Raw genomic sequence first — 23593 nt, forward strand, 5'->3', positions numbered from 1 at the left:
ATTACCCACAGGTAAAAAAAGTTTCTTCACAGTTGACGAAATGTTTTGCCGTGATAGCGTAAGCGCAACCTGCAACTGCGAGGAGTAGCACTATGTGCGGAATCGTCGGTCTTTTCCTGAAAGACCCCAAGCTAGAGCCTCACTTGGGCGCGATGCTCACCGATATGCTGATCACAATGACAGATCGCGGTCCCGACAGCGCCGGAATCGCGATCTATTCCGAGGGCAAAGTCGGCCACGGCAAGCTGACCGTGCAATCGGCGACCCCCGACGTTGATTTCAAAAACCTCGACGCCGATTTGGGTGCGGCTTTGGGCCAACCCGTGCTGATGCTGGTGAAATCCACCCACGCCGTGCTGGAAGTCCCCGCAGGTCAACTTGACGCCGCCCGCTCCGCCCTGCGCGAGATCCGCCCCAGCGTTAAAGTGATGTCGTCGGGCGAAGGCATTGAAATCTACAAAGAAGTAGGCTTGCCGAAAGACGTGGCCTCCCGCTTTGAAATCGCCAAAATGCACGGCACCCACGGCATCGGTCACACCCGTATGGCCACCGAATCCGCCGTCACCACGATGGGCGCGCATCCATTCTCTACCGGGGCCGATCAGTGCCTCGTGCACAACGGCTCGCTATCAAACCACAACGGCGTCCGCCGCGTGCTGAAACAAGCGGGCATGACGTTCGAGACTGAAAACGACACCGAAGTCGGCGCGGCTTTCGTCAGCCACAAACTCCAACAGGGTGAGACTTTGGGCCAAGCCCTAGAAGCCACCCTCACCGATCTTGACGGCTTTTTCACCTTTGTCGTCGGCACCAAAGACGGCTTCGGCGTGGTGCGTGATCCGATCGCCTGCAAACCCGCCGTGATGGCCGAAACCGATCAATACGTCGCCTTCGGTTCCGAATACCGCGCCCTCGTCAACCTGCCGGGCATCGAAACCGCCCGCGTATGGGAACCCGAGCCCGCCACCGTCTACTTCTGGGAACGCTGAACATGCAGACTTTCGACCTTGAAGCGCAAGGCTTGCGCGCGCTCAATCAGGCCCTCCATAACCTGAAAGGCCAGACCAACCAGACCGCATGGGAAGTCGTAAACCCCAAAGGCAGCCACGCGATCGCGGTAGGCGTTGATGCCCCCATCGACATTACCGTGCGCGGATCAACCGGCTACTACTGCGCCGGCATGAACAAACAAGCCACCATCCGCGTCAAAGGCTCGGCTGGCCCCGGCGTCGCTGAAAACATGATGTCTGGCACCGTGATCATCGACGGCGACGCCAGCCAATATGCCGGAGCCACCGGGCGCGGCGGCCTCTTGGTGATCAAAGGCAACGCCTCGTCGCGCTGCGGCATTTCGATGAAAGGCATCGACATCGTCGTGCACGGCAACATCGGCCACATGTCGTGTTTCATGGCGCAATCCGGCAACATGCTTGTGCTAGGCGATGCAGGCGACGCGCTGGGCGACTCGCTCTACGAGGCCCACCTTTTCGTACGTGGCACCGTCAAATCCCTCGGCACCGACTGTATCGAGAAAGAAATGCGCCCCGAACACCTCGCCATCATCGCCGACTTGCTTAAACGCGGCGAAGCCGACCACCTTGCAAAGCCCTCGGATTTCAAACGCTACGGCTCCGCCCGCAAACTCTACACATTCAACATCGACAACGCGTCGTCGTACTGAGGCATATATGAGCGATTTTCCCCATACCCCGCCGAAGCAAAGCTGGACCTATTCCAACGACGTCAACGCCGAAATCCGCCGCGCAGCAGCCACCGGGATTTACGACATTCGCGGCGGCGGTTCCAAACGCAAACTGCCGCATTTCGATGACCTGTTGTTCCTCGGCGCGTCCATCTCCCGCTACCCGCTCGAAGGCTACCGCGAGAAATGCGCCACCGACGTCTGGCTCGGCACCCGCTACGCCAAAAAACCCATCCACCTCGACATCCCCGTCACCATCGCAGGCATGTCGTTCGGCGCACTCTCTGGCCCCGCCAAAGAAGCCCTCGGGCGCGGCGCTTCTGCCGCTGGCACCTCCACCACCACAGGTGATGGCGGCATGACCGAAGAAGAACGCGGCCACTCCAACACCCTTGTTTACCAGTATCTGCCAAGCCGCTACGGCATGAACCCCGACGACCTCCGCCGCGCTGATGCCATCGAAGTTGTCGTCGGCCAAGGTGCAAAACCCGGCGGCGGCGGTATGCTTCTGGGCCAAAAGATCTCCGACCGCGTTGCCAAAATGCGCAACCTTCCCAAAGGCATCGACCAACGCTCTGCCTGCCGCCACCCCGACTGGACCGGCCCGGATGATCTGGAAATCAAGATCATGGAGATCCGCGAGATCACCGACTGGGAGAAACCGATCTACGTCAAGATCGGCGGCGCGCGCCCCTATTACGACACCGCCCTCGCCGTCAAAGCTGGCGCTGATGTAGTGGTGCTCGACGGTATGCAAGGCGGCACCGCGGCCACCCAAGACGTGTTCATCGAAAACGTCGGTATGCCGATCCTCGCCTGCATCCCGCTGGCGGTCAAAGCTCTGCAAGACCTCGGGATGCACCGCAAAGTGCAGCTGATCGTCTCTGGCGGCATCCGCACCGGCGCGGACGTGGCAAAAGCCATGGCGCTGGGCGCTGATGCCGTCGCCATCGGCACCGCCGCGCTGATCGCGCTGGGTGATAACGACCCGCAATGGGAATCCGCATACAACAAACTCGGCACCACCGCGGGCGCTTACGATGATTGGCACGAGGGCAAAGACCCCGCAGGCATCACCACACAAGACCCCGAGCTTTTCAATCGCTTCGACCCCATCCTCGGCGGCCGCCGCCTGAAAAACTACCTGAAGGTGTTGACGCTGGAAGCCCAAACCATCGCGCGGGCTTGCGGTAAAAACCACCTGCACAATCTAGAGCCCGAAGACCTCTGCGCGCTGACCATCGAAGGCGCTGCCATGGCGGGCGTTCCGCTGGCCGGCACAAATTGGATTCCCGGCAAAAACGGTTTTTAATCTAAGCTATGGCGGGCCTGAACAATCGGGCCCGCGTCAAAACATAAAGACGACAGGGAGTGACCAGATGGTCCAAGATCTAGCCGCCTATGCCAAGGAAAAAGGCGTTAAATATTTCATGATCAGCTACACCGACTTGTTCGGTGCGCAGCGCGCCAAACTGGTGCCAGCGCAAGCGATCAGTGATATGGCCGTCGATGGCGCAGGCTTTGCGGGCTTCGCCACTTGGCTCGATTTGACCGCCGCCCACCCCGACATGATGGCCGTGCCGGATGCTTCATCTGTCACTCAACTGCCGTGGAAAAAAGAGGTCGCTTGGCTCGCGTCTAACTGCGTGATGGAGGGCAAGCCCGTCGCTCAAGCCCCGCGCAATGTGCTGCGTAAACTGGTCGATGAGGCCGCGAAAGAAGGTTTGCGCGTTAAAACTGGCGTCGAGCCGGAGTTTTTCTTGCTAACCCCAGAAGGCGATAAAATCGCCGATCCCTATGATAACGCAGAAAAACCCTGCTACGACCAGCAAGCGATGATGCGGCAATACGATGTGATCTCGGAAGTCTGCGATTACATGCTGGAACTTGGCTGGGAAGCCTACCAAAACGACCACGAAGACGCGACCGGCCAGTATGAGATGAACTGGAAATACGACGACGTTTTGCAGACCGCCGACAAGCACAGCTTCTTCAAATTCATGATGAAATCGGTGGCCGAAAAGCACGGCCTGCGCTGCACCTTTATGCCAAAACCGTTCAAAGGTCTCACGGGTTCAGGCTGCCACGCGCATATCTCGGTCTGGGATTTGGAAGGCAAAACCAACGCGTTCTCCGATGATACCAAAGAACTCGGCCTGTCCGACCGTGGCCGCAACTTCCTCGGCGGCATTATGAAACATGCCAGCGCCTTGGCCGCAATCTGCAACCCAACCGTCAACAGCTACAAGCGCATCAACGCGCCGCGCACCTCGTCGGGTGCTACTTGGGCACCGAATACGGTGACCTGGACAGGCAACAACCGCACCCACATGGTCCGCGTTCCGGGGCCGGGCCGGTTTGAGTTGCGCCTGCCCGATGGCGCGGCGAACCCCTACTTGATGCAAGCCGTGATCCTCGCCGCTGGCCTCGACGGCGTGCGCACCAAAGCCGACCCCGGTCCGCGCTATGACATTGATATGTATACCCAAGGTCAGACCGTGACGGGTGCGCCAAAGCTGCCGCTGAACCTGCTGGATGCTTTGCGCGACTACGACAAAGACACCACTCTGAAGGCCGCAATGGGCGAAGAATTTTCCGCCGCCTATCTGAAACTCAAAGGCAAAGAGTGGGACAGCTACGTCAGCCATTTTTCAAAATGGGAACACGAAAACACCCTCGACATCTAAGCAAAAGGGAGTGCTGGGCCAAACCCCAGCACTCCCCAAACAACCTCATCTGTCCTTAAATATCCCCGCCGGAGGCTCCTTACCTATAAGAGCCTCCGGCGGGGATATTTGAGCAGAGAGGATGGCCAAAAGCACGGCTTGGTTAACCGTCTATGAATGTACGCTCACAAGCCCTTGATTCATATAGAGCGCCACCCTTGTCCACACGTGGCGCCCCCAGAACCCTCGACTTCAATTCCGCAAGTAAGCCTCCAAACTGTCCTCCAGCGCATCCTTCCAAGGCGTGTGATGCACCGGAGCCATCGTGCCAGTGATCACCGATTTATAGGCATGGTTGCGGAAGGTCATAATCCCGGCCTTCTTGTGTTCCTTCCACTCAAAGAACGCCTCGCAAGCCCCATCGACATCAAAGCTGGGATAATCCGTCTCAGCGTTCAATTCCTTGACGTAATCGCCCTGATAGTGGATCGCATCATGCGCGTCCTTGCCCGCATCCTCGCGCGCCACCCGGTCCGCCACATCCGCCAGCATGACCGCCTTCTCCGCAGGCAACACGATCCGCCCCAAGATCACATCGCGCACCCACCAAGCCTGCGCGTCGAACATATTAAAGGTGAACCACTGATCCTGCATGCCGAGATAGAACAGCTTAGGATTATTCAGCCAAGCCACCCCCTTATACAAATCCGCCGCAGCCAACCTATTCGCCGTTTTCAGCCGCAGATCGTCCGGCAAGAACGGGAAGTGATGCTTATATCCGGTGCAAAGAATGATCGCATCCACCCGCTTACTGGTGCCATCCTTGAAGTAGGCGGTCGTCTCATCCACCCGTTCCAACGCCGGAACCTCAACGAAGTTATCCGGCCAGTCATACCCCAAAGGGGCGTTCCGATAGGCCACCGTGATCGACTTCGCACCGTATTTCCAGCACTGCGAGCCGATATCCTCCGCCGAATAGCTTGACCCAAGCAGCAGAATATCCTTGCCGTTAAACTCCATCGCATCGCGGAAATCATGCGCGTGCAGCACCCTGCCACCAAATTTATCAAACCCCGGATATTCCGGCACGTTTGGCGTGGAAAAATGTCCGGAGGCGACAATCACATTGTCGAACTCCTCCTCGTACATCCGGTCGGTTTTCATATCATGCGCAGTGACGGTAAAATTGCCCTTGGCCTCATTGTATTTCACAAACCGCACCGGGGTCGAAAACCGAATCCAATCGCGCACGCCAGCCTTTACCACTCGGCCCTGAATATAGTCGAACAGCACAGCTCGCGGCGGGTAAGAGGCGATCTGCTTGCCGAAATGTTCCTCAAAGGAATAATCTGCAAATTCAAGGCCCTCCTTCGGCCCATTCGACCAAAGATAGCGATACATCGAGCTGTGAACCGGCTCGCCATTCTCATCCAGACCCGTGCGCCAAGTGTAGTTCCACAATCCCCCCCAGTTCGACTGCTTCTCAAAACACACCACTTCAGGGATCTCCGCACCTGCCAGCTTGGCCGATTGAAATGCCCGCAACTGCGCCAAACCCGACGGCCCCGCGCCGATCACTGCCACACGTTTTGCCATGTTTTCCTCCGAGTTGTCGCGCCCTCTTCGGGCTGCATTCTGTTGAAAACAGGCTAACGAGACTTGCGCAGCAGTGTCAAATTATTTTCCTCGCGGGAAAAAGCTCGGTATCACCAGAGTTGGCTACTGTCTAAAATTTTGGCGTGAGCAGGCGTCATTAAGCCCTTCCCACCGCTTGCCGCTTGCCGCTAAGCTGCGACCATTATTTGAGGAGACGCAAAAAATGTCCGATTTCAACCAGCCACTTGGCGGCAACGAGATGGCGCGCTTCGGCGGGCCAGCTACGATGATGCGGTTGCCGACACAGGAAACCGCCGCCGGTTTGGATGTGGCGTTTATCGGTATTCCGATGGATATCGGCACGTCGAACCGTTCGGGCACCCGGCATGGTCCGCGGCAAATCCGTGATGAATCCCGGATGCTGCGCCCGTTCAATATGGCGACCGGAGCGGCTCCCTTTGATCATCTTCAGGTCGCCGATATTGGCGATGTGCCGATCAACACGTTTGATCTGAAGAAATCGGTCGATATCATCACGGATTACTACAAAGGCGTGTTGGCGCATGGGGCGCTGCCGCTGACTTTGGGCGGTGATCACACCCTGACTTGGCCGATTTTGCGTGCGATCAAGGCCAAACACGGCCCCGTTGCGCTGATCCACATCGATGCCCATGCCGATGTGAATGACACGATGTTTGGCGAGAAAGTCGCACACGGTTGCCCCTTCCGGCGCGCTTGGGAAGACGGCTGTCTGCAAAATGATAAGGTTTTTCAGATCGGTTTGCGTGGCACCGGCTATAGCCTTGATGACTTCGATTGGGGACGCAAAAATGGCTGGACCGTGGTGCAGGCAGAGCAGTGTTGGTATAAGTCTATGAAGCCATTGATGGCTGAAATTCGCGCCAAAATCGGCGATACGCCGGTGTATATAAGCTATGATATCGACAGCCTCGATCCCGCATTTGCGCCCGGCACTGGCACGGTTGAGCCGGGTGGACTTACGATTTGGCAAGCCCTTGAAATCGTACGGGGATGCGCGGGTCTGAACATCGTCGGCGGCGATCTGGTAGAGGTGTCGCCGCCTTATGATACGTCGGGCAATACTGCGTTGATTGGGGCAAATTTGCTGTATGAAATGTTGTGCGTTCTGCCGGGCGTGCCGCAGGGCAGGCATGTCGGCTAAAGTCCGTCGAAGATCGTAATCATCACTTCCGCCGCGCTTTCGCGCTGCGCTTTGGCCGCCTGATACTCGGGCGAAACATAGCACGCCCGCGCCGCAGCAAGATCAGGAAATTCGATCAGCACATGACGATCAAACTTTGCGCCTTCGTGGGTCTCGGACGCTCCGCCTCGGGCAAGAAACTTGCCGCCAAATTTCGCGAAAGCCTGCGGTGCAAGCGCCTGATATCCCTTATACTGCTCGGGATCGGTGACGGTGACATGGGCGATCCAATAGGCGGGCATTATTTTGTCTCTTTCAGCAAGCGATAGGCGATTTTCGCGGCTTCTGCCAGGTGGTCGCAAACGGCGAGTGCCGCGGCCTCGGCATCGTTGGCTATAATCGCATCGCAAATCTGCGCCATCCGCACAGGGCCAGATACGCGCCGATCCGTGGTAGCAAGCGTCATGGCGCGCAGTCGGCTGATCCGGCCGTTCAGCCGCTGCACCACCTCCCACGCGATGTGATGGCCTGCTGCGCGGAAAATCACTTCGTAAAACCGGGTGGTGGCCGTAATCAAAGCCGGGTTTTCATTGGCGGCGGACGCAGTTTCAATAGCTCGCATCGCGGCTTGCAAATCGGCTTTGACGGTCGCATCTGCCAGATCGGCGCAAGTGGCGGCGGCACTTTGTTCCAAAAGCTGTCTGATTTCATAGATTTGCACGGCCTGTTGCCAATCCATCCGGGCCACAATCGGACCTTTGTTTGGCATAATCTCAACCAGACCTTCGGCCTCGAGATAGCGTATTGCCTCGCGGACAACCGACCGGCTGACGCCAAGTTGCTCGCAGAGCGTACGCTCTACCAGACGTTCGCCGGAAGCAAAGCGCCCCGACAGGATCGCGCCGCGCATACGCTCTGACACGATCTCGCGCAGGGTCTGCGGAGGATGTTCAATTTTTAAGTCGGAAAGCGGTTGGTTCATGTGGCAAGACTAGCGAAACTGCGCTGACGGCGCAACTGGTTCTTGACATGTCGTATGATGGTATACCAACATACCAACCAGAGAAACCCAGCGAATCTGAGGCGCCATGCCAGCCGTTATCCGCAAGACCTTGCTACATATCGAAACCACGTTGATCGAGGGCGGCAAAGTCGCGCCGGTGCCGTTGAAGCTGATCGCTGCGGCGGCGGTGGTGAAAAATCCATGGGCCGGGATGGGGTTTGTCGATGACTTGAAACCTGCGATCCATGACGTTGCACCCGATTTGGGCGCGCTGCTGACGGCGATGATCCTTGAGGCTGCAGGCTCGGGTGAGGCGATTGAGGCCTATGGTAAAGCCGCAATCGTGGGTTTGGATGGCGAAGTTGAACACGCCTCGGCACTGATCCACACCTTGAGGTTTGGCAACCATTATCGCACGGCGGTGGGGGCCAAGTCTTATCTCGCCTTTACCAATATCCGGGGCGGGGCGAACACGCCCGTGATGATCCCGCTGATGGACAAAAACGATGAGGGCCGTCGTTCGCACTACCTGACGATCCATTTCGCGATCCCTGACGCTCCGGCGGCGGATGAGATTGTCGTGGCGTTGGGGGCGTCTATCGGCGGGCGGCCACATCACCGGATTGGTGATCGCTATCAAGACCTTAAGGATCTGGGCCATGACGCTGCAAACCCTGCGGCTGTCTGACGGACAGCAGATCAGCTATCTAGAATACGGTCTGGGCGAGCCTCTGGTGCTTTTGCATGGCGTCGGCATGTGTGCCGAGGCATGGGGGCCGCAGATCGCGCATTTTGCCAAAACCAACCGAGTGATTGCGCTAGACATGCCGGGGCATGGGTTGTCAGATCTGCTACCGGGTCAGCCGGAATTAACCGATTATGTGGCTTGGACGGCGCGGGCACTGCGGCAGTTGGGGTGTAGTTTTGTCAATGTCGCGGGGCACTCAATGGGTGCGCTTATCGCGGTGGGGCTGGCGGTCGATCATCCCGATCTAGTGCTGCGGTTGGCGGCGTTGAACGGGGTCTATCGGCGTACACCAGAGGCACGGGTGGCGGTGCAAGCGCGTGCGGCGGCCTTGGCTGAGGGGGCGAATGATATTGAGGTGCCGCTGGCGCGTTGGTTCGGCGATACGGCGGCAGAACAAGCGGCGCGTATGCAAGTGGCCCATTGGTTGCGCCGGGTGAATTTGCAGGGCTACGCGGCAGCCTACCGCGCCTTTGCCAACGGCGATTTGGTCTATTCCGAGGCTTGGCCGCTTATTCACAGTCCGGCGCTGATACTGACAGCCTCAGGGGATGCGAACTCAACCCCACAGATGGCGAAAGCGATGGCGAAAGCGGCTCCGATGGGGCAGGCTGTGGTGATTGAGGGCCACCGCCATATGGTCAATTTGACGGCTCCTGCGCAAGTGAATGCCGCGCTGGCTGCTTGGTTGGCGGTGCCCTTGTTGGCCGCTAAAAAGGGAATGCGCGCATGACATTGGAAAACCGCCGCTTGTTGCGTGATGCGTTTGGCACTTTTATGACAGGTGTGACAGTTGTGACGACGCTGGATGGGGCAGGCGCGCCGATTGGTTTTACCGCAAATTCGTTTTCCTCGGTGTCGCTGGAGCCGCCGTTGCTGTTGGTGTCGATTGCGAAAACCTCGTCGAATTACGCGTGGTTCGTTGAGACGAAACATTTTGCGGTCAACGTATTGGCCGAAGGGCAGAAAGATGTGTCAAACACGTTCGCCAAACCGTCTGAGGATCGTTTTTCGTCCGTGCAATGGCAAAGCGGGCCGCACGGTTCACCCATCATAAGTAGTGTATCCGCTTGGTTCGATTGCAGTCTGCACCAGGTTGTTGACGCGGGTGATCATGCCATTCTGATTGGACGTGTCGAGGCTTTTGACGCCTCTGGCCAGTCGGGCTTGGGGTATTATCGCGGATCGTATTTCACTCCGGCGCAGGCGGGTGCCGCTTTGGCGAGCGGGCCAGCGGTGGTAGTTTCGGCGCTGATTGAACAGGATGGCTGCGTGCTGTTGCAAGACGATGGTCGCGGCGGACTGACGCTGCCGACAGCGCGGGTAGGGGCCAAGGGTGCCACGGCTGCTTTGCAGGCGCTGATCGAGACGGCAGGTGTGCAGGCGGTGCCGGGGTTCATCTATTCGGTTTACGAAGATGTCGCCGCGGGCCAACAGCACATCGCGTTTTTGTGCCCCAGTACCGGGGGCACCCCCGCCAAAGGTGGCTTTGTCGAACTGGTACCAAACGGCTTTGACGACGTCACCGACCCCGCGATGCGGATCATGTTGGAGCGTTTGGCAGAAGAAGCCCGGGTGGGCGATTACGGCATCTATTTCGGCAATCAGAACACCGGCCGGGTGGCTCCGGTTGCACCAAAGATCGAAGGAAAGCTCCGATGAAATTCTCGCTTTTCGTGCATATGGAGCGGGTTAGCGCCGATGAGCCGCAGCAGCAGCTTTATGAGGAAATGCTTGAGCTGTGCCAGATTGCCGACAAAAACGGGATGCATGCGATCTGGACCGGTGAGCATCACGGCATGGATTTTACCATCGCGCCAAACCCCTTTCTGAACCTTGTCGATCTTGCGCGGCGCACCAAGAATGTGCGGCTTGGCACGGGCAATGTTGTGGCGCCGTTCTGGCATCCGATCCGGCTGGCGGGTGAGGCTGCGATGGCCGACATCATCATGGATGGCAGGCTGGACCTTGGCATCGCGCGGGGGGCTTACACGTTTGAATATGACCGGATGAGTCCGGGTCTGGATGCTTGGGCCGCAGGCCAGAAAATGCGCGAGTTAATCCCCGCGATCAAAGGTCTGTGGGCGGGCGATTACGAGCATAATGGCGAACATTGGCAGTTTCCGAAAACCACCTCGGCCCCGAAGCCGGTGCAGCAGCCGTTCCCACCGATCTGGGTTGCGGCACGTGATCCGAACAGCCACGATTTCGCCGTTGCCAATGGCTGCAACGTGCAAGTGACTCCACTGCATATGGGCGACGAGGAAGTCGTCAGCCTGATGGAGCGGTTTAACACCGCATGTGCTGCGCATCCTGAAATAACGCGCCCGAAGATAATGGTTTTGCGGCACACTTATGTCGCCGACAGCGAGGCGGACGCTAATCTTGGTGCGGAAGAATTAAACTTGTTCTACAACTATTTTGGCGCGTGGTTTTTAAACAAGCGGCCGATTTCTCAGGGGCTTATCCAGACACTGACACCGGAAGAAGTGGCAGCGCACCCGTTCTATTCGGCGGCTGCAATGCGTAAGAACAATATTGTCGGCCAGCCCGCAGAAGTGATTTCGCGCATCAAAAGCTATCAGGCTTTGGGCTATGACGAGTTCAGCTTCTGGATAGACAGCGGCATGAGCTTTGCGCGCAAGAAGGCTTCGCTGACCCGGTTCGTGCAAGACGTGATGCCCGCCTTCGCCTGACTTGGCCAATCCCGCTGATTTGGCAGCCTAAGGAGCCGCAATGCAACGCTTCCAACACTATATTGACGGGGCATTCGAGGATGGCGGGGCCAGCTTTGAAAGCCTTGATCCGGCCACAGGCACGCCTTGGGCAGTGATGCCAGAGGCATCGGCCGTTGATGTGGGCCGTGCGGTTGATGCCGCTTGGGCTGCTTTCAACGCGCCCGCTTGGGCGGGTCTGACAGCGTCGGCGCGTGGCAAGCTGCTTTATAAGTTGGCTGATCTGGTGCAGGCGGCGGCCCTCAAGCTGGCGGCACTGGAAACCCGCGACACCGGGAAAATCATCCGGGAAACCAGCGCACAGATTGCCTATGTTGCAGAATATTATCGTTATTATGCGGGTCTTGCCGATAAGATTGAAGGCGCGCATCTTCCGATCGACAAGCCGGATATGGAGGTTTGGCTGCGTCGCGAGCCGATAGGCGTGGTAGCGGCAATCGTGCCGTGGAACAGCCAGTTGTTTTTGTCGGCGGTCAAGCTTGGGCCAGCCCTAGCGGCAGGCTGCACTGTTGTGCTGAAGGCATCCGAAGACGGACCGGCGCCAATGTTGGAATTCGCGCGGCTGGTGCATGAGGCGGGTTTTCCGGCGGGCGTGGTCAATATCCTGACAGGTGGCCCGGCGGCGGGCGTGGCTTTGACGACGCATCCGAAGGTAGCGCATATTGCCTTCACGGGCGGGCCGGAAACCGCGCGGCACGTAGTGCGCGGCTCGGCCGAAAATCTCGCTTCGACCTCGCTGGAGCTTGGCGGCAAGTCGCCGTTCGTCGTTTTTGAGGATGCAGATCTGGACTCGGCGGTGAATGCGCAAATCTCGGGGATTTTTGCTGCCGCCGGGCAAAGCTGCGTCGCAGGTTCTAGGCTGATAATTCAAGCCTCGGTGAAGGATGCTTTCCTCGCCAAACTAAAAGCCAAGGCAGAGGCAATCCGCATCGCGGCTCCGGATCAGATGACCACAGAAGTCGGCCCGCTTTGCACCTTGCGCCAACGCAGTCGCATTGCCGAACTGGTGGCACAAAGTCTAGGGCAGGGGGCCACGCTGGTGACGGGCGGCGTTGTGCCGGACGGGCCCGGTTTTTACTACCCTCCGACGATCCTTGATTGCTCTGGGCTCCCTGATGCGGCGGGGCTGCGGGAGGAGTTCTTTGGCCCCGTGCTGTCTGTGATCAGTTTTGAGACCGAGGCAGAAGCCTTGGCGCTAGCGAATGACACTGTCTACGGCCTTGCGTCTGGCGTGTTCACGCGCAGTCTGACCCGCGCGCATCGGATGATCAGAGGCATTCGCGCTGGGGTGGTTTGGGTGAACACTTACCGCGCCGTGTCACCCATCGCTCCGTTTGGCGGCCACGGTCTGTCTGGACATGGTCGCGAGGGCGGGCTTGCGGCCGCGCTGGATTATACCGCTGTAAAGACGGTGTGGCTGCGGACCTCAGACGAGCCAATCCCTGATTCGTTTGTCATGCGCTAGCGGCTACGGCTGTCCATTCCTTACGCGCTGGCTTAGGCTGAAAACACGAGAAGACTTTCCCTGCGTTTTCACCAAGTGCCGAAAGTAGACAAGTCCGCAATGACAGCCTCCATCTCTAACCGTACCCGTCCAGGCACGCATCTGACCGTGCTGGTTGTTCTCGGCATGACGCATCTGCTCAACGACATGATGCAGTCACTGATCCCGGCATCATATCCGATTTTAAAACAGTCTTACGCACTCGATTTCGTGCAAATTGGCCTGATCACTATGACATTCCAGATCGCAGGCTCACTGCTGCAACCGGTCATCGGTATGATCACTGATAAGCATCCGGCACCCTATTCGCCAGTGGTGGGCATGATGTTTACGCTTTCCGGGCTGGTGAGTTTGGCGTTTGCTCACAGTTATGCGATGATTTTGGTCTCGGTTGGGCTGATCGGCATCGGCTCTTCAATCTTCCACCCCGAAGCCACTCGGATGGCGCGCTATGCTGCGGGCGGACGGCAGGGGCTGGCTCAGGGCATTTTCCAAGTTGGCGGTCAGGCAGGGGGCGCATTGGGGCCGGTTTTCGCCGCATTCATTATCGTGCCTTGGGGTCAGCCGAGCCTTGCTTGGTTCGCGGTTACAGCGCTGCTTGCGATGGCGCTGCTCACGTGGATCGGCAGCAAACAGCGCCAGATCAGCGCTGAATTTGCGGCAACGCGCGCGGGCAAGCACAAAGACACAGGCATTGTCCGTCATGCACCACGGACAATCGGTATAGGGCTCGTAGTGCTGACTCTGCTGATGTTCACCAAGAACGCTTACGGTGAAAGCTTTCGATCTTTCTACACGTTCTACTTGATGGAGCGGTTTGATCTGCCGATCCCTTCGGCACAGATGATGCTTTTCATCTTCCTGTTGGCCTCGGCTGCCGGAGCCTTGATCGGCGGCATAGCTGGTGATCGCATAGGGCGCTACCGGATCATCTGGATCTCGGTTCTGGGACCATTGCCGCTGACCCTTATGCTGCCCTATGCCGATTTGTTTTGGACCGGTGTGCTGACTGTGGCAATAAATCTGATCATGGCCAGCGCGTTTGCCTCAATTCTGATATACGCTATGGAGCTGCTGCCAAATCGCATCGGGCTGATCGGCGGATTATTTTACGGGCTGAACTTCGGGCTCGGCGGACTCGCGGCGGCACTCTTGGGCGTGCTGGCCGACAGTTACGGGGTTGAGACAGTATATTGGCTGTGTTCGTTTCTGCCGCTCGCTGGCCTTCTCGCGTGGTTCTTACCCAAAATTCCAGAGGGCGGCAGTTAGCCGCTGCCCGGTAAGCCACTTGATAGCGCCTTTGCACCAGCCTTGCCAAAATTGTGGGAACATTTCGTCGGACACGGAGTTTCTACTGCGCCGATACCCCCAACCATCACGGCAAAGGAGAAGCAATCATGGGTCTTTTTTCCAAAGACATCACTACAATGGACGAACTATATCTGCATGTCCTACAAGATATATATTATGCCGAGCAGCAAATTGTCAGCGCTCTGCCGTCGATGATTGAACGTGCTACGGATGTGGATCTTAAAGCGGGTCTATCGACGCACCTTAGCGAAACCGAAGGCCATGTGACACGCTTGGAGATGGTTTTCAGCCTTATTGGCGAAGAGCCCCAAACCGTCAACTGTCCTGCGATTGACGGCATCCTCTCGGAAGCCGATGATATTTCGAGTGAAGCCGAGGCCCCTGTGCGAGATGCCGCGATTGCCGCTGCTGCGCAGGCGGTCGAACATTATGAGATCACCCGCTATGGTACGTTGATTTCGTGGTCGAAAGAGCTCGGACTGGGCGAAGCCGCCGAAATCTTGACCTCGACGCTGGAAGAAGAATACGCTGCCGATGACAAATTGACTGAACTAGCAGAACAACGCCTGAACCGTCTGGGCTGACATAAGCGCACGAGCCTACATTGAGCGCTGCGTAAGTCTAAATGCAGATACCGTCCTCAAGATTGAGGGCGGTATTTTCACTTCACAAAATAAAGTCGGCGAGGACTGTGCGCGTTAAGGGTGGACATCGTCATCAAAGGCCGATGGTCTGTTCCAGCCTACAGTTTTAGACGGTGCCGAGAAGACTATACCATCTTCGCTAAATTTCAGAAAAACACCATTGGACCTAAACGTGCAGCAAAAGCTCAGATATGTGTCAATACTTGTAAATGGTGCCCGGAGACGGAATTGAACCGCCGACACGCGGATTTTCAATCTGCGTGTTGATGTTCGGATAGTATCACCTTCTCAACTAGATGAACGTCCTTTACAGCATAAAAACAAAGCATTAAGCATTTATGCCAAGTTGTAGCTTGTTGCATCGTCCTGCAGGATGCGGTAGCAAATGGAAGAAGAGATGTAGCCCATATGTAGCCCCGAGGAGGAAGTCTTGTCAGAGAAGAAACCGGCGTTGTCTGATGCTGCGCTGCGAAAGCTGAAGCCCAACGGTCAAAGATATGAAATTACGGATGGGGTCGCGAGCGGCTTGCGTGCGAGGGTGTCAGCTGAGGGCGAGGTGACCTTTATCCTAAAAATCAGAAACGCGGCGAGCCAACTAAAAACCATCACCATGGGCAAATATCCCGACCTCTCCCTTAAAGAAGCGCGTGAAGAAGCAAGCAGATCGCGCCTGCAGCTTAAGGCGGGAAGGGACGTCAACAAGGAGAAGCAACGCGCTCGTGAAGCGGTGGCCAGACCGACGACTGGCGTTATACTCCGCGACCTGATTGGCGAGTTCGAGCAGCGTTTTTCGTCGTCGAAGAAGATCTGGCAACCGCGTGGACCTCGTTCTAGCCGAAGTGGTGCGCGTCAAGCCATCGAGCGTGTTTACGCAGATCTACTAGATCGAGATGTGACCACTACCACGGACGAGCATTTCGCCCAGGCAATTTTCGGCTACAAGCGGTTTAGGCCGACAGTTGGTGCGACCACGGCAAATGGTCAGGCGTCGCGCGCTCGCGCTTATCTTAGCCCGGTGTTGGACTGGGCGGCTGGGCGAAAGGCATTTGCAAGGATCGGTGCGTCTCGTTCTCCTCGACTCGCAGTGGCAAGTCTTGCGACCACACACGATCCAGCGACCGACGATCCCACTATCACAGGCAAGCGCAAGCGTGTTTTGACCGAGGCTGAATTGAAGGTTATCTTGCCTTGGCTGACCTACCCGGCGCCAAAGCTCGGTAAGCTCGCGCTTGAGGCTGAACTCGACTATCGCCCTATTGCTATGCGATTTCTGCTGTTTACCTTAGCCCGGCTGGAAGAGATGTGTTCAATGCGTTGGGGCGACCTTGATAGGGCAAACCGGGTCTGGCACAAACCGAGCGTAAAATCGACAAAGGGTGGCCCGCGTAGTCAGGCTCTTCCGCTCTCCGACGCTGCGATGTCTATACTGAGTGATTTGCCACGCTGGGAAACTGCTGAACCTGATGAACTTGTTTTCCCGAACGGAACGAAGAAAGGAGTGCTGGGCAACTGGACGCGCTATCAAGACGCTCTGCATGTAGCGACGGGAACAAAGGACTGGCACCGACACGATCTGCGCCGCACTTCTGCGACGATAATGCTTTCGTTGAAAGTTCCCGCTTCGACAATCGAGCAAATCTTGGCCCACACTGATCCTTTGAAGGGTGACAACGTCGGCGGATCAGCGTCGCACTACCTTCATCTTACTAGGATTCTTCGCAATACGCGCGATCCTCAAGAGGAAGCTTTGGCGACTTTAGCTGACGCACTTAAAGTAGTTGAGATGGGACAGAACGGAACTGTGCTAACGGCAACCTAGTCTAAGGACGACAGGTCGGACGCGATTCAGTAGGAAATTTGCGTGGAGGCCGCCGCTGCTAGTCATGTTCGGATGCCATCATCAGCAACCGCACCAAGTTCGTATTCACATAGTAGTTGTTCTTTCCCGCGCGGTGCTTCTCGACAAAGCCGTGCTCTGCCAGCGTGTCGAGATAGCGGGCAGCCGTTTGACGGGTGACGGTCAGATCGTTCTGAACGTAGTCGATCCGTGTATATGGGTGGCGGAAGAGGTTGTTGAGCATCTCTTGGCTGTAGAGCTTGGGCGACTCGGCACGCATCCGATGTTTAGCGGCGCGCATCTGATCGCCGATGCCCTCAACAAGCCGCAGGGTGGTTACTGCCGTCTCGGCCACGCCATCCAGCATGAAGATGACCCACGCCTCCCAGGCACCGTCGTCACGCACGGCCTGGAGGAGCCGGTAGTAGTCGCTCTTATGCCGCGTTATGTGGCGGGACAGATAAAGCACCGGAATATCCAGGAGGCCCGTCCTGGTCAGGAAGAGCACGTTCAAGATGCGGCCGATGCGGCCGTTGCCGTCAGGAAATGGATGGATATTCTCGAATTGGTGATGGATCAGCGCCATCTTGATCAGCGGGTCGAGACTGCACATCTCATCGTCGTTTTTGAACCGCTCCAGCGCCGTCATTAGCGCCACGATCTTGTTAGCGTCCTGTGGCGGCACGAAGATGATCTCTCCGCTCTTTTCGTTTTTCAGCGCGGTGCCTGGTGTCGCTCGAAAACCATCGCTGCTGATCATTGATCGGCTTTCTTGCGGCCAGCCCAAGTTGCGGCTGGACCTGGTTTCTGACAGCCATGATCGCCGGTTAGCATATCCGTGGCGCAAAGCTGTTGCGGCTGGATTTCGGTTTCTGAACAGCTATGATGTCCCTGATTACATCACCGATCAGGCCAACGTTGCGGCTGGACCTCGCTTTCTGAACAGCTATGATGGAAGCGCGCGGGCTTGATCCGATCGACGTGTTGCGGCTGGACCTCGGTTTCTGAACAGCTATGATTGATCGTGATCGGCGGCAAGACCGAACCCGTTGCGGCTGGACCTCGGTTTCTGAACAGCTATGATGCGCAGGATCGTTCGCACTTCTTTGTCGCCGTTGCGGCTGGACCTCGGTTTCTGAACAGCTATGATTGCCCCACGCACGGGCAGCCCTTGCCGTCAGTTGCGGCTGGACCTCGGTTTCTGAACAGCTATGATCATCACCCCCAACAGCGCCATGCTGACAACGTTGCGGCTGGACCTCGGTTCTGAACAGCTATGATGAACGCCACATACACGGGCACCCCAACCCCGTTGCGGCTGGACCTCGATTTCTGAACAGCTATGATCACTCCCGGCATAGGCATGTTGCGGTTTTTGTTGCGGCTGGACCTCGGTTTCTGAACAGCTATGATCGGTGGTTGCGGTCATGGCGGTTCTCCCAAGTTGCGGCTGGACCTCGGTTTCTGAACAGCTATGATCACCACGCCGGGGTAGCCCTCAGCGGCCCGGTTGCGGCTGGACCTCGGTTTCTGAACAGCTATGATGTCGGCACGGCACTGGACATGCACAGTAAGTTGCGGCTGGACCTCGGTTTCTGAACAGCTATGATACTGTCCGCCCGCGTATGATGCCTCACGGCGTTGCGGCTGGACCTCGGTTTCTGAACAGCTATGATCGAAGCCGTTACCGTCTCCACATCGCAGACGTTGCGGCTGGACCTCGGTTTCTGAACAGCTATGATTCCAGCCCCGCCACATAGTCGGCAGCGGGGGTTGCGGCTGGACCTCGGTTTCTGAACAGCTATGATTAACGCCATGAACCGGACCGACCACGACCGGTTGCGGCTGGACCTCGGTTTCTGAACAGCTATGATTGGCGTGCAGCGGAAAGGTTCCGCGCTCAGTTGAGGCTGGACCTCGGTTTCTGAACAGCTATGATACGCATGGGAATACCCTCTCGGCATGTTAGTTGCGGCTGGACCTCGGTTTCTGAACAGCTATGATTCAAGCCATTGATTTGCTTTCCCCGTGGTGTTGCGGCTGGACCTCGGTTTCTGAACAGCTATGATCGATCGCTCGGTAAGGGTCTGATTAAAAAGGCCCTTACCGGGCTTTCATATGCAAAATCTATCCGAATTATCTTCAAAACAGGACCAGTTGCTCTGGATTTTTTCGCGGCCCACGGCGACCTTGATCCGAGAAATGAACTATATCGCCAAATTGGCGGTCTGTGAAGTTTAGGATTTGCACGTCCCCTGAGGGTGGGAGGGCACGTTCAATTTGATTCACTCGAGTGTCTACCGCCTCTTTGCCATTTACGAATCGGGCGTAGATTGAGAATTGGCAACGCGCGTAACCAGTATCCAGCAGGAAGTTGCGGAAATCGCCGGCGGCTTTGCGCTGGAGTTTTGTGTCGGTAGGCAAATCGAACATAACGAGGATCCACATGAGCCGATATCCGCTGAGATAGGTGACGTGGGAAAGGGGGGCGAGAGAGCTCATGGGCCTAGGCCAGCCAGCACGGCGGCAGGCGGTGGTTTTGGCAGAGCCAACGCCAAAGTTCTCGACTCATAACTTTGCGCCAGCGAGGTGGTGAGGCGGGAGAGTGCGACAGAGACCGGGCTGATCTCGCCGGTCAGCGGCAGGTCGAGTGCGATCAGACGGGCGAAGTTCTGTTTGGCCGCAGTGGTGACTTGTGGTCCGGCCTCAGCCAAGATCGCACGCGCGGTGAGATCGACGAGGGGGCGAAACGGCTCCATCAGATCATCGGCCAGCGCGAAGGCGTTGCTGCGATTACTGTGAAAGATACCGATTGTGGGGTGAAGGCCAGCAGCCACGACGGCGCGGGCGGTGGCGGCGCGCAGCACTGTGTAGCCATAGTTCAGAAGACCGTTCACATCGAAACGGTCGGGGTCGCGGCGGAAATCCGGGCCCATCAGCATGGGCCAGTAAATGCGGGCGGCCTGCGCCTCGGCATCGCGGCTGTCACCTGATTGCACATTATGAGCGATATAATCGAGCGGCGCACGCGGTTGGCCAATGGCTGCCAAAGCCGCCGCCTGCATCTTGATTTTGGCGATCACCACGCGTTTCCACGCTTGCTTGCGCAGTGGTTCTGGAGCGGTCCACTGCGCCCGCATCCTGGCACCTTGGGCATGATGGCCTTCGATCGGCAGTAGAAGCGCTCGAGGTTGATGATTGGCGGCGCAGAATACTACGGGGGTGCCACGCTCAGCGAGTTCCACAAGGATGGAATTGCTCCAGGTAATGCCATGGGCATGCACGATGACGGCAGCGATTTGATCGAGCGGGATGCGGCCGATGGTCTGGCCGCATTCCTCAACTTTCAGAAAGCCACGGTCGCGCGAAAGATGGCGGCCATCACAGCTGATATCTATGATCTGATCCAGTGGCGCATCCGATACATTAACTGGTTGTTAACATAGCGGAGAAATCGGGCGATTTTCAGGCGACTTTTGCGGGACCAGGATCTTTGACGCGGCCCATTTCGTCAACCATCACACGGCGAGCGCCGGATTTGATCAGAGATGCAGCTTGCATACGGATGTAGATGTCTTCTTTGTCCTTGCGATAGCGCTGATCGGCGTTTCCTTGGTTGTGAGCCACCATTGAAACCTGACCATTCACGTTAAATCTCTCGACGGTCACGCAGGTTGGCCCAAACTTGCTGTTCTCCAGCCGCACCATATCGTTTTTGTGCAGCTTGAGCAGCCGTTTGGCGGCGGGATGCGGACGGTGGTCCATTTCTTTGTGGGCGTCGAAGGTTGAGATCACCACGTGCTTATAAGCCCCATCTGGCATCCGCCATATCTCATAGCGTTGGTTGCTGTCACCTTTGTAGCCTTTATACGCCACGCCATTGCGGTCCTTGATTTCAATCACATCCACCGGTTCAATGACCCTGACACGTCGGATGCCTTGATAGGGGCCAGGGCGCGCAGCAAATGTGCGCAGGGCGGTTTGGAAGTCTTTGCCGTCTTTGCCCTTGGTAGCCAGACGCAGAGCCTCGGCCAGAGGGGCGTCGCGGAGCTTTTCGATGATTGCAGGCGTGAGACCGTCGAAAGGCTTGCGGGTGACAACAAGCGGCACGCCGTTCAGAGACTGCCCGGTCAATCCATAAGCGGTGTCGTTGTGCAGCTGGCCGGTGGTGCTGTCAGCGCCTTTCGCACGGGCCGAGGCGTCAATGCTGCCATGATCGGCACGGTGGCTGACGGTCATCGAGTTGATCCGGGCTTTGATAGCATCTCGGAAGCCTTCAAACGGGGGCAGCACCCTAGATGCGAGATCATCGAGGCCGCGCCCCGCGTCGATCTGAGATTGATCGGCCATGCGTTTAATCAGGCTCCGGTCAGTCGCTCCAATAACGGCGGCGTCCAGCGCGTGGTGGCGGTGATCCATGCGGTTCTTCGCCTTATTCACATCGCGCTGATCGTCATGCAGCAGGCTGTTCAGCCCCCAATGGCGGCGCAACATTTCGGTCAGGCGGCCGGGGACAACCCACACATGGCTTTTACCATCCTCGCCATCATAGAGTTTATCGAGATACTCCCGCGCAATCCGCGATAGATATTGAGTATCGACCAAAGCACGGGCGAGGAAATCTCGCTCGCCTTCAAATTTTGCCATGGCATCTGGGGCAAAGCGCCAGGCTTTATTACCGGGGAGGTGTTTTAGGTTTTCACCCTCCAGTGCCCAGATGTGCATACCGTCATGGCCAGCCTCTGATGGAGATTTGTTGCGCTTTGAGCGGTTGGCCTCTTTCATGCATAGGGTTTTGTTGGAGCCACTATCATCCAGCGTGCGCGAATAGGGAAGGATGTGGTCGATATCGCATTCGCCCGTGAACAGCATACCAGCAGAAATCAGCTTGCCGGTGTAGGGGCAAAAGCGTTTCATCGGATCGGAGTTCATCTCCTCCCACATCCGCAACACAGCGCGGTTGGCACCATTGTCGGCTTGACCTAATTCACCCAAATCTGCACCACGACGAATGGCGGCGTCGGTGTTCTTTTTAATGGTGCGCTCGGCTTCGGCCTTTTGATCAATGCTTTGTTTCAGTTCCCGCGCTAATTCGACCACGATTTCATTGGGCTTGCCGTGGACCTCAATGATCTTGTTGATCAGGCGGCGCAACTGGTTCAAGCCGATATGCACCGTGGGGTTAGTGATACGGCCATAGCGGGTAATGTCGTCATGCGCGGGGTCTTGGCTACCGGGGATAACGTGGCGGTCGAGGACTTTGCCATAGTAGGGCAAGTCGGGGAGCACTTCACCGCTGCGGCCATCCGAATGGTGCCGGCCGATGGCAGTGGCGGCTTTGTCATACGTCAGCACGTCGGATCTCAGCTTGTCCAAAATGGCTTTGGTGGCGGTCAAGCCAAGCCGAGAATAGCCCTCGGGCAGCGGTGCGTCGGCGGTAGCACGGGCTTGAGCGGGGGTAAGATGGTGGCTGTCGATCAGCCATTGGATCAACTCTTGCACCTGCTGATCAGACTGAGCGTTTTGACGGCGCTGGATCAGACCCCACTGCTGTTGCCAATCGAGCGTGGACCAGCGCGCGCCGAAACGATCCTTGAAGGCAAGGCTGGCGCGGACCGGATCACAGGCGATGGCGTCGCGGGCTGCCGTTTCAAGGGTAAACTTTTCGCCCCCCAGTTTTAGTGCTTTGGCCAGTGCGTCCAAAGTCAGCTTGGTGCCACCGGGCGATTTCAGCGGCTCTTTGCCGTTCAGCAGCGTGATGACCTGATCGCGTTGCTCCAGCGTTAAGGACCGTGATGCGCGGCCGTTAGCACTGATGCGCAGGTTGTTCACCGTCTCATACAGCACGCGTGCTTGCGTCAGTGGATGGGCTCTCGGCAGCCGGTCTTCCGGGTAGAACAGGCAGCGGCCAACTTTCGGTTCCTTTAGCAAGCGCTGGTAGAAGATTGTCTCGAACAGCTGATCGCGCAACTCGTCGGTCATGGCCGGGTGATGCGGTTCCTGTGCGCGCCACAGTTTATGAAACTCTTCCTCCAGATGGCGGCGGTCGGGGTAGAAATCATACCCAGGTTCGGATTTGCCGCTGGCCTCATCTAACCGAAGGCTAAGTCGCGTGCGCACCGCCGGAGTTTGGCGCGGGTCAGTGGCTGCGGCGCGGCGTTTGTGCAAGAACTCGCCGTAGGTGCGCGCGCCCGCCGCACCCATCGCCATTTCCAAACGGCCCGTAGCGTCTTTAATCTTGCCGCCCTCGTTATCGCCGCCATCGGTTTTGCGGTTAGACTTAAAACCCCGCCGCTGGTCGATATGGAACAGGGCGCGGCCCAGATGTGCCAGTGGCAATGCCTGATCAAGCCCCTTCGCCCGGAGCGCGAAGGGGTCAAGCAGTTCCAGTGCCTTGGCTTGATCGGGGTCTTGCGGCATCAGGCCCGAGGCAGCCAACCGCTTGATCAGCATGGCGCGGCGCTGCAAATAGCGATCCCGCCCCCGCCGCATAGCCCGCGCATTGCGCCGATCCACTGCGAGGGATGCCCCAGTCTTGGCATCGCGCCCATCCGAGAATATCCGAGCTCCGGCGTCGATTACAGCGATCGGTTGGCCATTCGCAATTTCGTAGAGCCACCAGCCGATTGAATTCGTGCCAATATCTAGACCGAGACGCAGCATGAAAAATCCTTTGGTTTAAAATCGT

General features: G+C 57.4%; 20 protein-coding genes and 1 CRISPR repeat array. Of the genes, 13 read left to right on the top strand and 7 right to left on the bottom strand.

The genetic code is table 11. From position 1 onward, the window contains the following. The first annotated feature begins 92 nt into the window (after nt 1-92). From JWS10_RS05235 to glnT, 4 genes are all read left to right on the top strand, one after another. Complete coding sequence (locus JWS10_RS05235; RefSeq protein WP_299505336.1) at nt 93-989, top strand: glutamine amidotransferase family protein; 897 nt, start codon at nt 93-95, stop codon at nt 987-989. Nucleotides 990-991: 2 nt separating this feature from the next. Continuing rightward, nucleotides 992-1681 carry a GXGXG domain-containing protein gene (locus tag JWS10_RS05240; RefSeq protein WP_299505337.1) on the top strand — a complete coding sequence of 230 codons (690 nt, stop codon included), beginning with the start codon at nt 992-994 and terminating at the stop codon, nt 1679-1681. A 7-nt stretch (nt 1682-1688) separates the two neighbouring features. Beyond that, nucleotides 1689-3014: an FMN-binding glutamate synthase family protein gene (locus JWS10_RS05245; protein ID WP_299505338.1), complete on the top strand. Its 1326-nt coding sequence runs from the start codon at nt 1689-1691 to the stop codon at nt 3012-3014. Between the two features lie 67 nt (nt 3015-3081). Beyond that, the gene (glnT, locus tag JWS10_RS05250) at nt 3082-4389 is read left to right on the top strand and encodes a type III glutamate--ammonia ligase (protein WP_299479326.1); all 1308 of its coding nucleotides are present in this window, start codon (nt 3082-3084) and stop codon (nt 4387-4389) included. Nucleotides 4390-4620: 231 nt separating this feature from the next. Here the strand turns inward: glnT and JWS10_RS05255 are convergent, their stop codons facing one another. Further along, nucleotides 4621-5964: an NAD(P)/FAD-dependent oxidoreductase gene (locus JWS10_RS05255; protein ID WP_299505339.1), complete on the bottom strand. Its 1344-nt coding sequence runs from the start codon at nt 5962-5964 to the stop codon at nt 4621-4623. 223 nt (nt 5965-6187) lie between these two features. Here JWS10_RS05255 and speB point away from each other — a divergent pair, with 223 nt between their 5' ends. Beyond that, a complete protein-coding gene (gene speB, locus JWS10_RS05260) occupies nt 6188-7147 on the top strand; it encodes an agmatinase (RefSeq protein WP_299505340.1) in 960 nt (319 codons plus the stop codon). Here the strand turns inward: speB and JWS10_RS05265 are convergent. Together JWS10_RS05265 and JWS10_RS05270 are read right to left on the bottom strand one after the other, a co-directional pair. After that, a complete protein-coding gene (locus tag JWS10_RS05265) occupies nt 7144-7428 on the bottom strand; it encodes a DUF1330 domain-containing protein (RefSeq protein WP_299505342.1) in 285 nt (94 codons plus the stop codon). The two genes, speB and JWS10_RS05265, sit on opposite strands and share 4 nt — an antisense overlap. Next, the gene (locus JWS10_RS05270; protein ID WP_299505343.1) at nt 7428-8108 is read right to left on the bottom strand and encodes a GntR family transcriptional regulator; all 681 of its coding nucleotides are present in this window, start codon (nt 8106-8108) and stop codon (nt 7428-7430) included. The genes JWS10_RS05265 and JWS10_RS05270 overlap by 1 nt, the downstream gene beginning before the upstream one ends. Before the next feature lie 106 nt (nt 8109-8214). Here JWS10_RS05270 and JWS10_RS05275 point away from each other — a divergent pair, with 106 nt between their 5' ends. From JWS10_RS05275 to JWS10_RS05310, 8 genes are all read left to right on the top strand, one after another. Beyond that, nucleotides 8215-8817, top strand: coding sequence for an amino acid synthesis family protein (locus JWS10_RS05275; protein ID WP_299505345.1), 603 nt, complete (start codon nt 8215-8217; stop codon nt 8815-8817). Further along, on the top strand, nt 8789-9607 hold the full coding sequence (locus JWS10_RS05280) for an alpha/beta hydrolase (protein WP_299505346.1): 819 nt from the start codon (nt 8789-8791) through the stop codon (nt 9605-9607). The genes JWS10_RS05275 and JWS10_RS05280 overlap by 29 nt, the downstream gene beginning before the upstream one ends. Continuing rightward, nucleotides 9604-10536: a flavin reductase family protein gene (locus tag JWS10_RS05285; RefSeq protein WP_299505347.1), complete on the top strand. Its 933-nt coding sequence runs from the start codon at nt 9604-9606 to the stop codon at nt 10534-10536. Before JWS10_RS05280 ends, JWS10_RS05285 begins: the two co-directional genes overlap by 4 nt. Continuing rightward, nucleotides 10533-11570 (top strand): LLM class flavin-dependent oxidoreductase, encoded by a 1038-nt coding sequence (locus JWS10_RS05290; RefSeq protein WP_299505348.1) that lies wholly within the window; start codon nt 10533-10535, stop codon nt 11568-11570. Before JWS10_RS05285 ends, JWS10_RS05290 begins: the two co-directional genes overlap by 4 nt. 40 nt (nt 11571-11610) lie before the next feature. Continuing rightward, the gene (locus JWS10_RS05295) at nt 11611-13074 is read left to right on the top strand and encodes an aldehyde dehydrogenase (protein WP_299505350.1); all 1464 of its coding nucleotides are present in this window, start codon (nt 11611-11613) and stop codon (nt 13072-13074) included. A gap of 99 nt (nt 13075-13173) precedes the next feature. Continuing rightward, nucleotides 13174-14382, top strand: coding sequence for an MFS transporter (locus tag JWS10_RS05300; RefSeq protein ID WP_299505351.1), 1209 nt, complete (start codon nt 13174-13176; stop codon nt 14380-14382). A 128-nt stretch (nt 14383-14510) separates the two neighbouring features. Next, nucleotides 14511-15008: a ferritin-like domain-containing protein gene (locus JWS10_RS05305; RefSeq protein ID WP_299479293.1), complete on the top strand. Its 498-nt coding sequence runs from the start codon at nt 14511-14513 to the stop codon at nt 15006-15008. A gap of 490 nt (nt 15009-15498) precedes the next feature. Beyond that, nucleotides 15499-16887, top strand: coding sequence for an integrase family protein (locus JWS10_RS05310; RefSeq protein ID WP_299505353.1), 1389 nt, complete (start codon nt 15499-15501; stop codon nt 16885-16887). A gap of 58 nt (nt 16888-16945) precedes the next feature. On the opposite strand, the gene JWS10_RS05315 is transcribed toward JWS10_RS05310, so the two are convergent. The 4 genes from JWS10_RS05315 to cas9 all read right to left on the bottom strand — a co-directional run bounded on the left by JWS10_RS05315 (nt 16946) and on the right by cas9 (nt 23568). Beyond that, nucleotides 16946-17665, bottom strand: coding sequence for a Fic family protein (locus tag JWS10_RS05315; protein ID WP_299505355.1), 720 nt, complete (start codon nt 17663-17665; stop codon nt 16946-16948). 27 nt (nt 17666-17692) lie between these two features. Next, nucleotides 17693-18974: direct repeats of the CRISPR family, unit length 36 nt; unit sequence GTTGCGGCTGGACCTCGGTTTCTGAACAGCTATGAT. Between the two features lie 73 nt (nt 18975-19047). Beyond that, complete coding sequence (gene cas2 / locus JWS10_RS05320) at nt 19048-19353, bottom strand: CRISPR-associated endonuclease Cas2 (protein WP_299505356.1); 306 nt, start codon at nt 19351-19353, stop codon at nt 19048-19050. 50 nt (nt 19354-19403) lie between these two features. Beyond that, nucleotides 19404-20315 carry a type II CRISPR-associated endonuclease Cas1 gene (gene cas1, locus JWS10_RS05325; RefSeq protein ID WP_366943517.1) on the bottom strand — a complete coding sequence of 304 codons (912 nt, stop codon included), beginning with the start codon at nt 20313-20315 and terminating at the stop codon, nt 19404-19406. Nucleotides 20316-20370: 55 nt separating this feature from the next. Then, nucleotides 20371-23568, bottom strand: coding sequence for a type II CRISPR RNA-guided endonuclease Cas9 (gene cas9, locus JWS10_RS05330; protein ID WP_299505357.1), 3198 nt, complete (start codon nt 23566-23568; stop codon nt 20371-20373). Nucleotides 23569-23593: the final 25 nt, after the last annotated feature.

The organism is Cypionkella sp. (genome assembly GCF_028290025.1).
GTDB lineage: Bacteria > Pseudomonadota > Alphaproteobacteria > Rhodobacterales > Rhodobacteraceae > Cypionkella.

Excerpts from the sequence above, each read along its gene's own strand:
- JWS10_RS05235 (WP_299505336.1), top strand. The coding sequence starts at position 93 with ATGTGCGGAATCGTCGGTCTTTTCCTGAAAGACCCCAAGCTAGAGCCT.
- JWS10_RS05240 (WP_299505337.1), top strand. The coding sequence starts at position 992 with ATGCAGACTTTCGACCTTGAAGCGCAAGGCTTGCGCGCGCTCAATCAG.
- JWS10_RS05245 (WP_299505338.1), top strand. The coding sequence starts at position 1,689 with ATGAGCGATTTTCCCCATACCCCGCCGAAGCAAAGCTGGACCTATTCC.
- glnT (WP_299479326.1), top strand. The coding sequence starts at position 3,082 with ATGGTCCAAGATCTAGCCGCCTATGCCAAGGAAAAAGGCGTTAAATAT.
- JWS10_RS05255 (WP_299505339.1), bottom strand. The coding sequence starts at position 5,964 with ATGGCAAAACGTGTGGCAGTGATCGGCGCGGGGCCGTCGGGTTTGGCG.
- speB (WP_299505340.1), top strand. The coding sequence starts at position 6,188 with ATGTCCGATTTCAACCAGCCACTTGGCGGCAACGAGATGGCGCGCTTC.
- JWS10_RS05265 (WP_299505342.1), bottom strand. The coding sequence starts at position 7,428 with ATGCCCGCCTATTGGATCGCCCATGTCACCGTCACCGATCCCGAGCAG.
- JWS10_RS05270 (WP_299505343.1), bottom strand. The coding sequence starts at position 8,108 with ATGAACCAACCGCTTTCCGACTTAAAAATTGAACATCCTCCGCAGACC.
- JWS10_RS05275 (WP_299505345.1), top strand. The coding sequence starts at position 8,215 with ATGCCAGCCGTTATCCGCAAGACCTTGCTACATATCGAAACCACGTTG.
- JWS10_RS05280 (WP_299505346.1), top strand. The coding sequence starts at position 8,789 with ATGACGCTGCAAACCCTGCGGCTGTCTGACGGACAGCAGATCAGCTAT.
- JWS10_RS05285 (WP_299505347.1), top strand. The coding sequence starts at position 9,604 with ATGACATTGGAAAACCGCCGCTTGTTGCGTGATGCGTTTGGCACTTTT.
- JWS10_RS05290 (WP_299505348.1), top strand. The coding sequence starts at position 10,533 with ATGAAATTCTCGCTTTTCGTGCATATGGAGCGGGTTAGCGCCGATGAG.
- JWS10_RS05295 (WP_299505350.1), top strand. The coding sequence starts at position 11,611 with ATGCAACGCTTCCAACACTATATTGACGGGGCATTCGAGGATGGCGGG.
- JWS10_RS05300 (WP_299505351.1), top strand. The coding sequence starts at position 13,174 with ATGACAGCCTCCATCTCTAACCGTACCCGTCCAGGCACGCATCTGACC.
- JWS10_RS05305 (WP_299479293.1), top strand. The coding sequence starts at position 14,511 with ATGGGTCTTTTTTCCAAAGACATCACTACAATGGACGAACTATATCTG.
- JWS10_RS05315 (WP_299505355.1), bottom strand. The coding sequence starts at position 17,665 with ATGATCAGCAGCGATGGTTTTCGAGCGACACCAGGCACCGCGCTGAAA.
- cas2 (WP_299505356.1), bottom strand. The coding sequence starts at position 19,353 with ATGTGGATCCTCGTTATGTTCGATTTGCCTACCGACACAAAACTCCAG.
- cas9 (WP_299505357.1), bottom strand. The coding sequence starts at position 23,568 with ATGCTGCGTCTCGGTCTAGATATTGGCACGAATTCAATCGGCTGGTGG.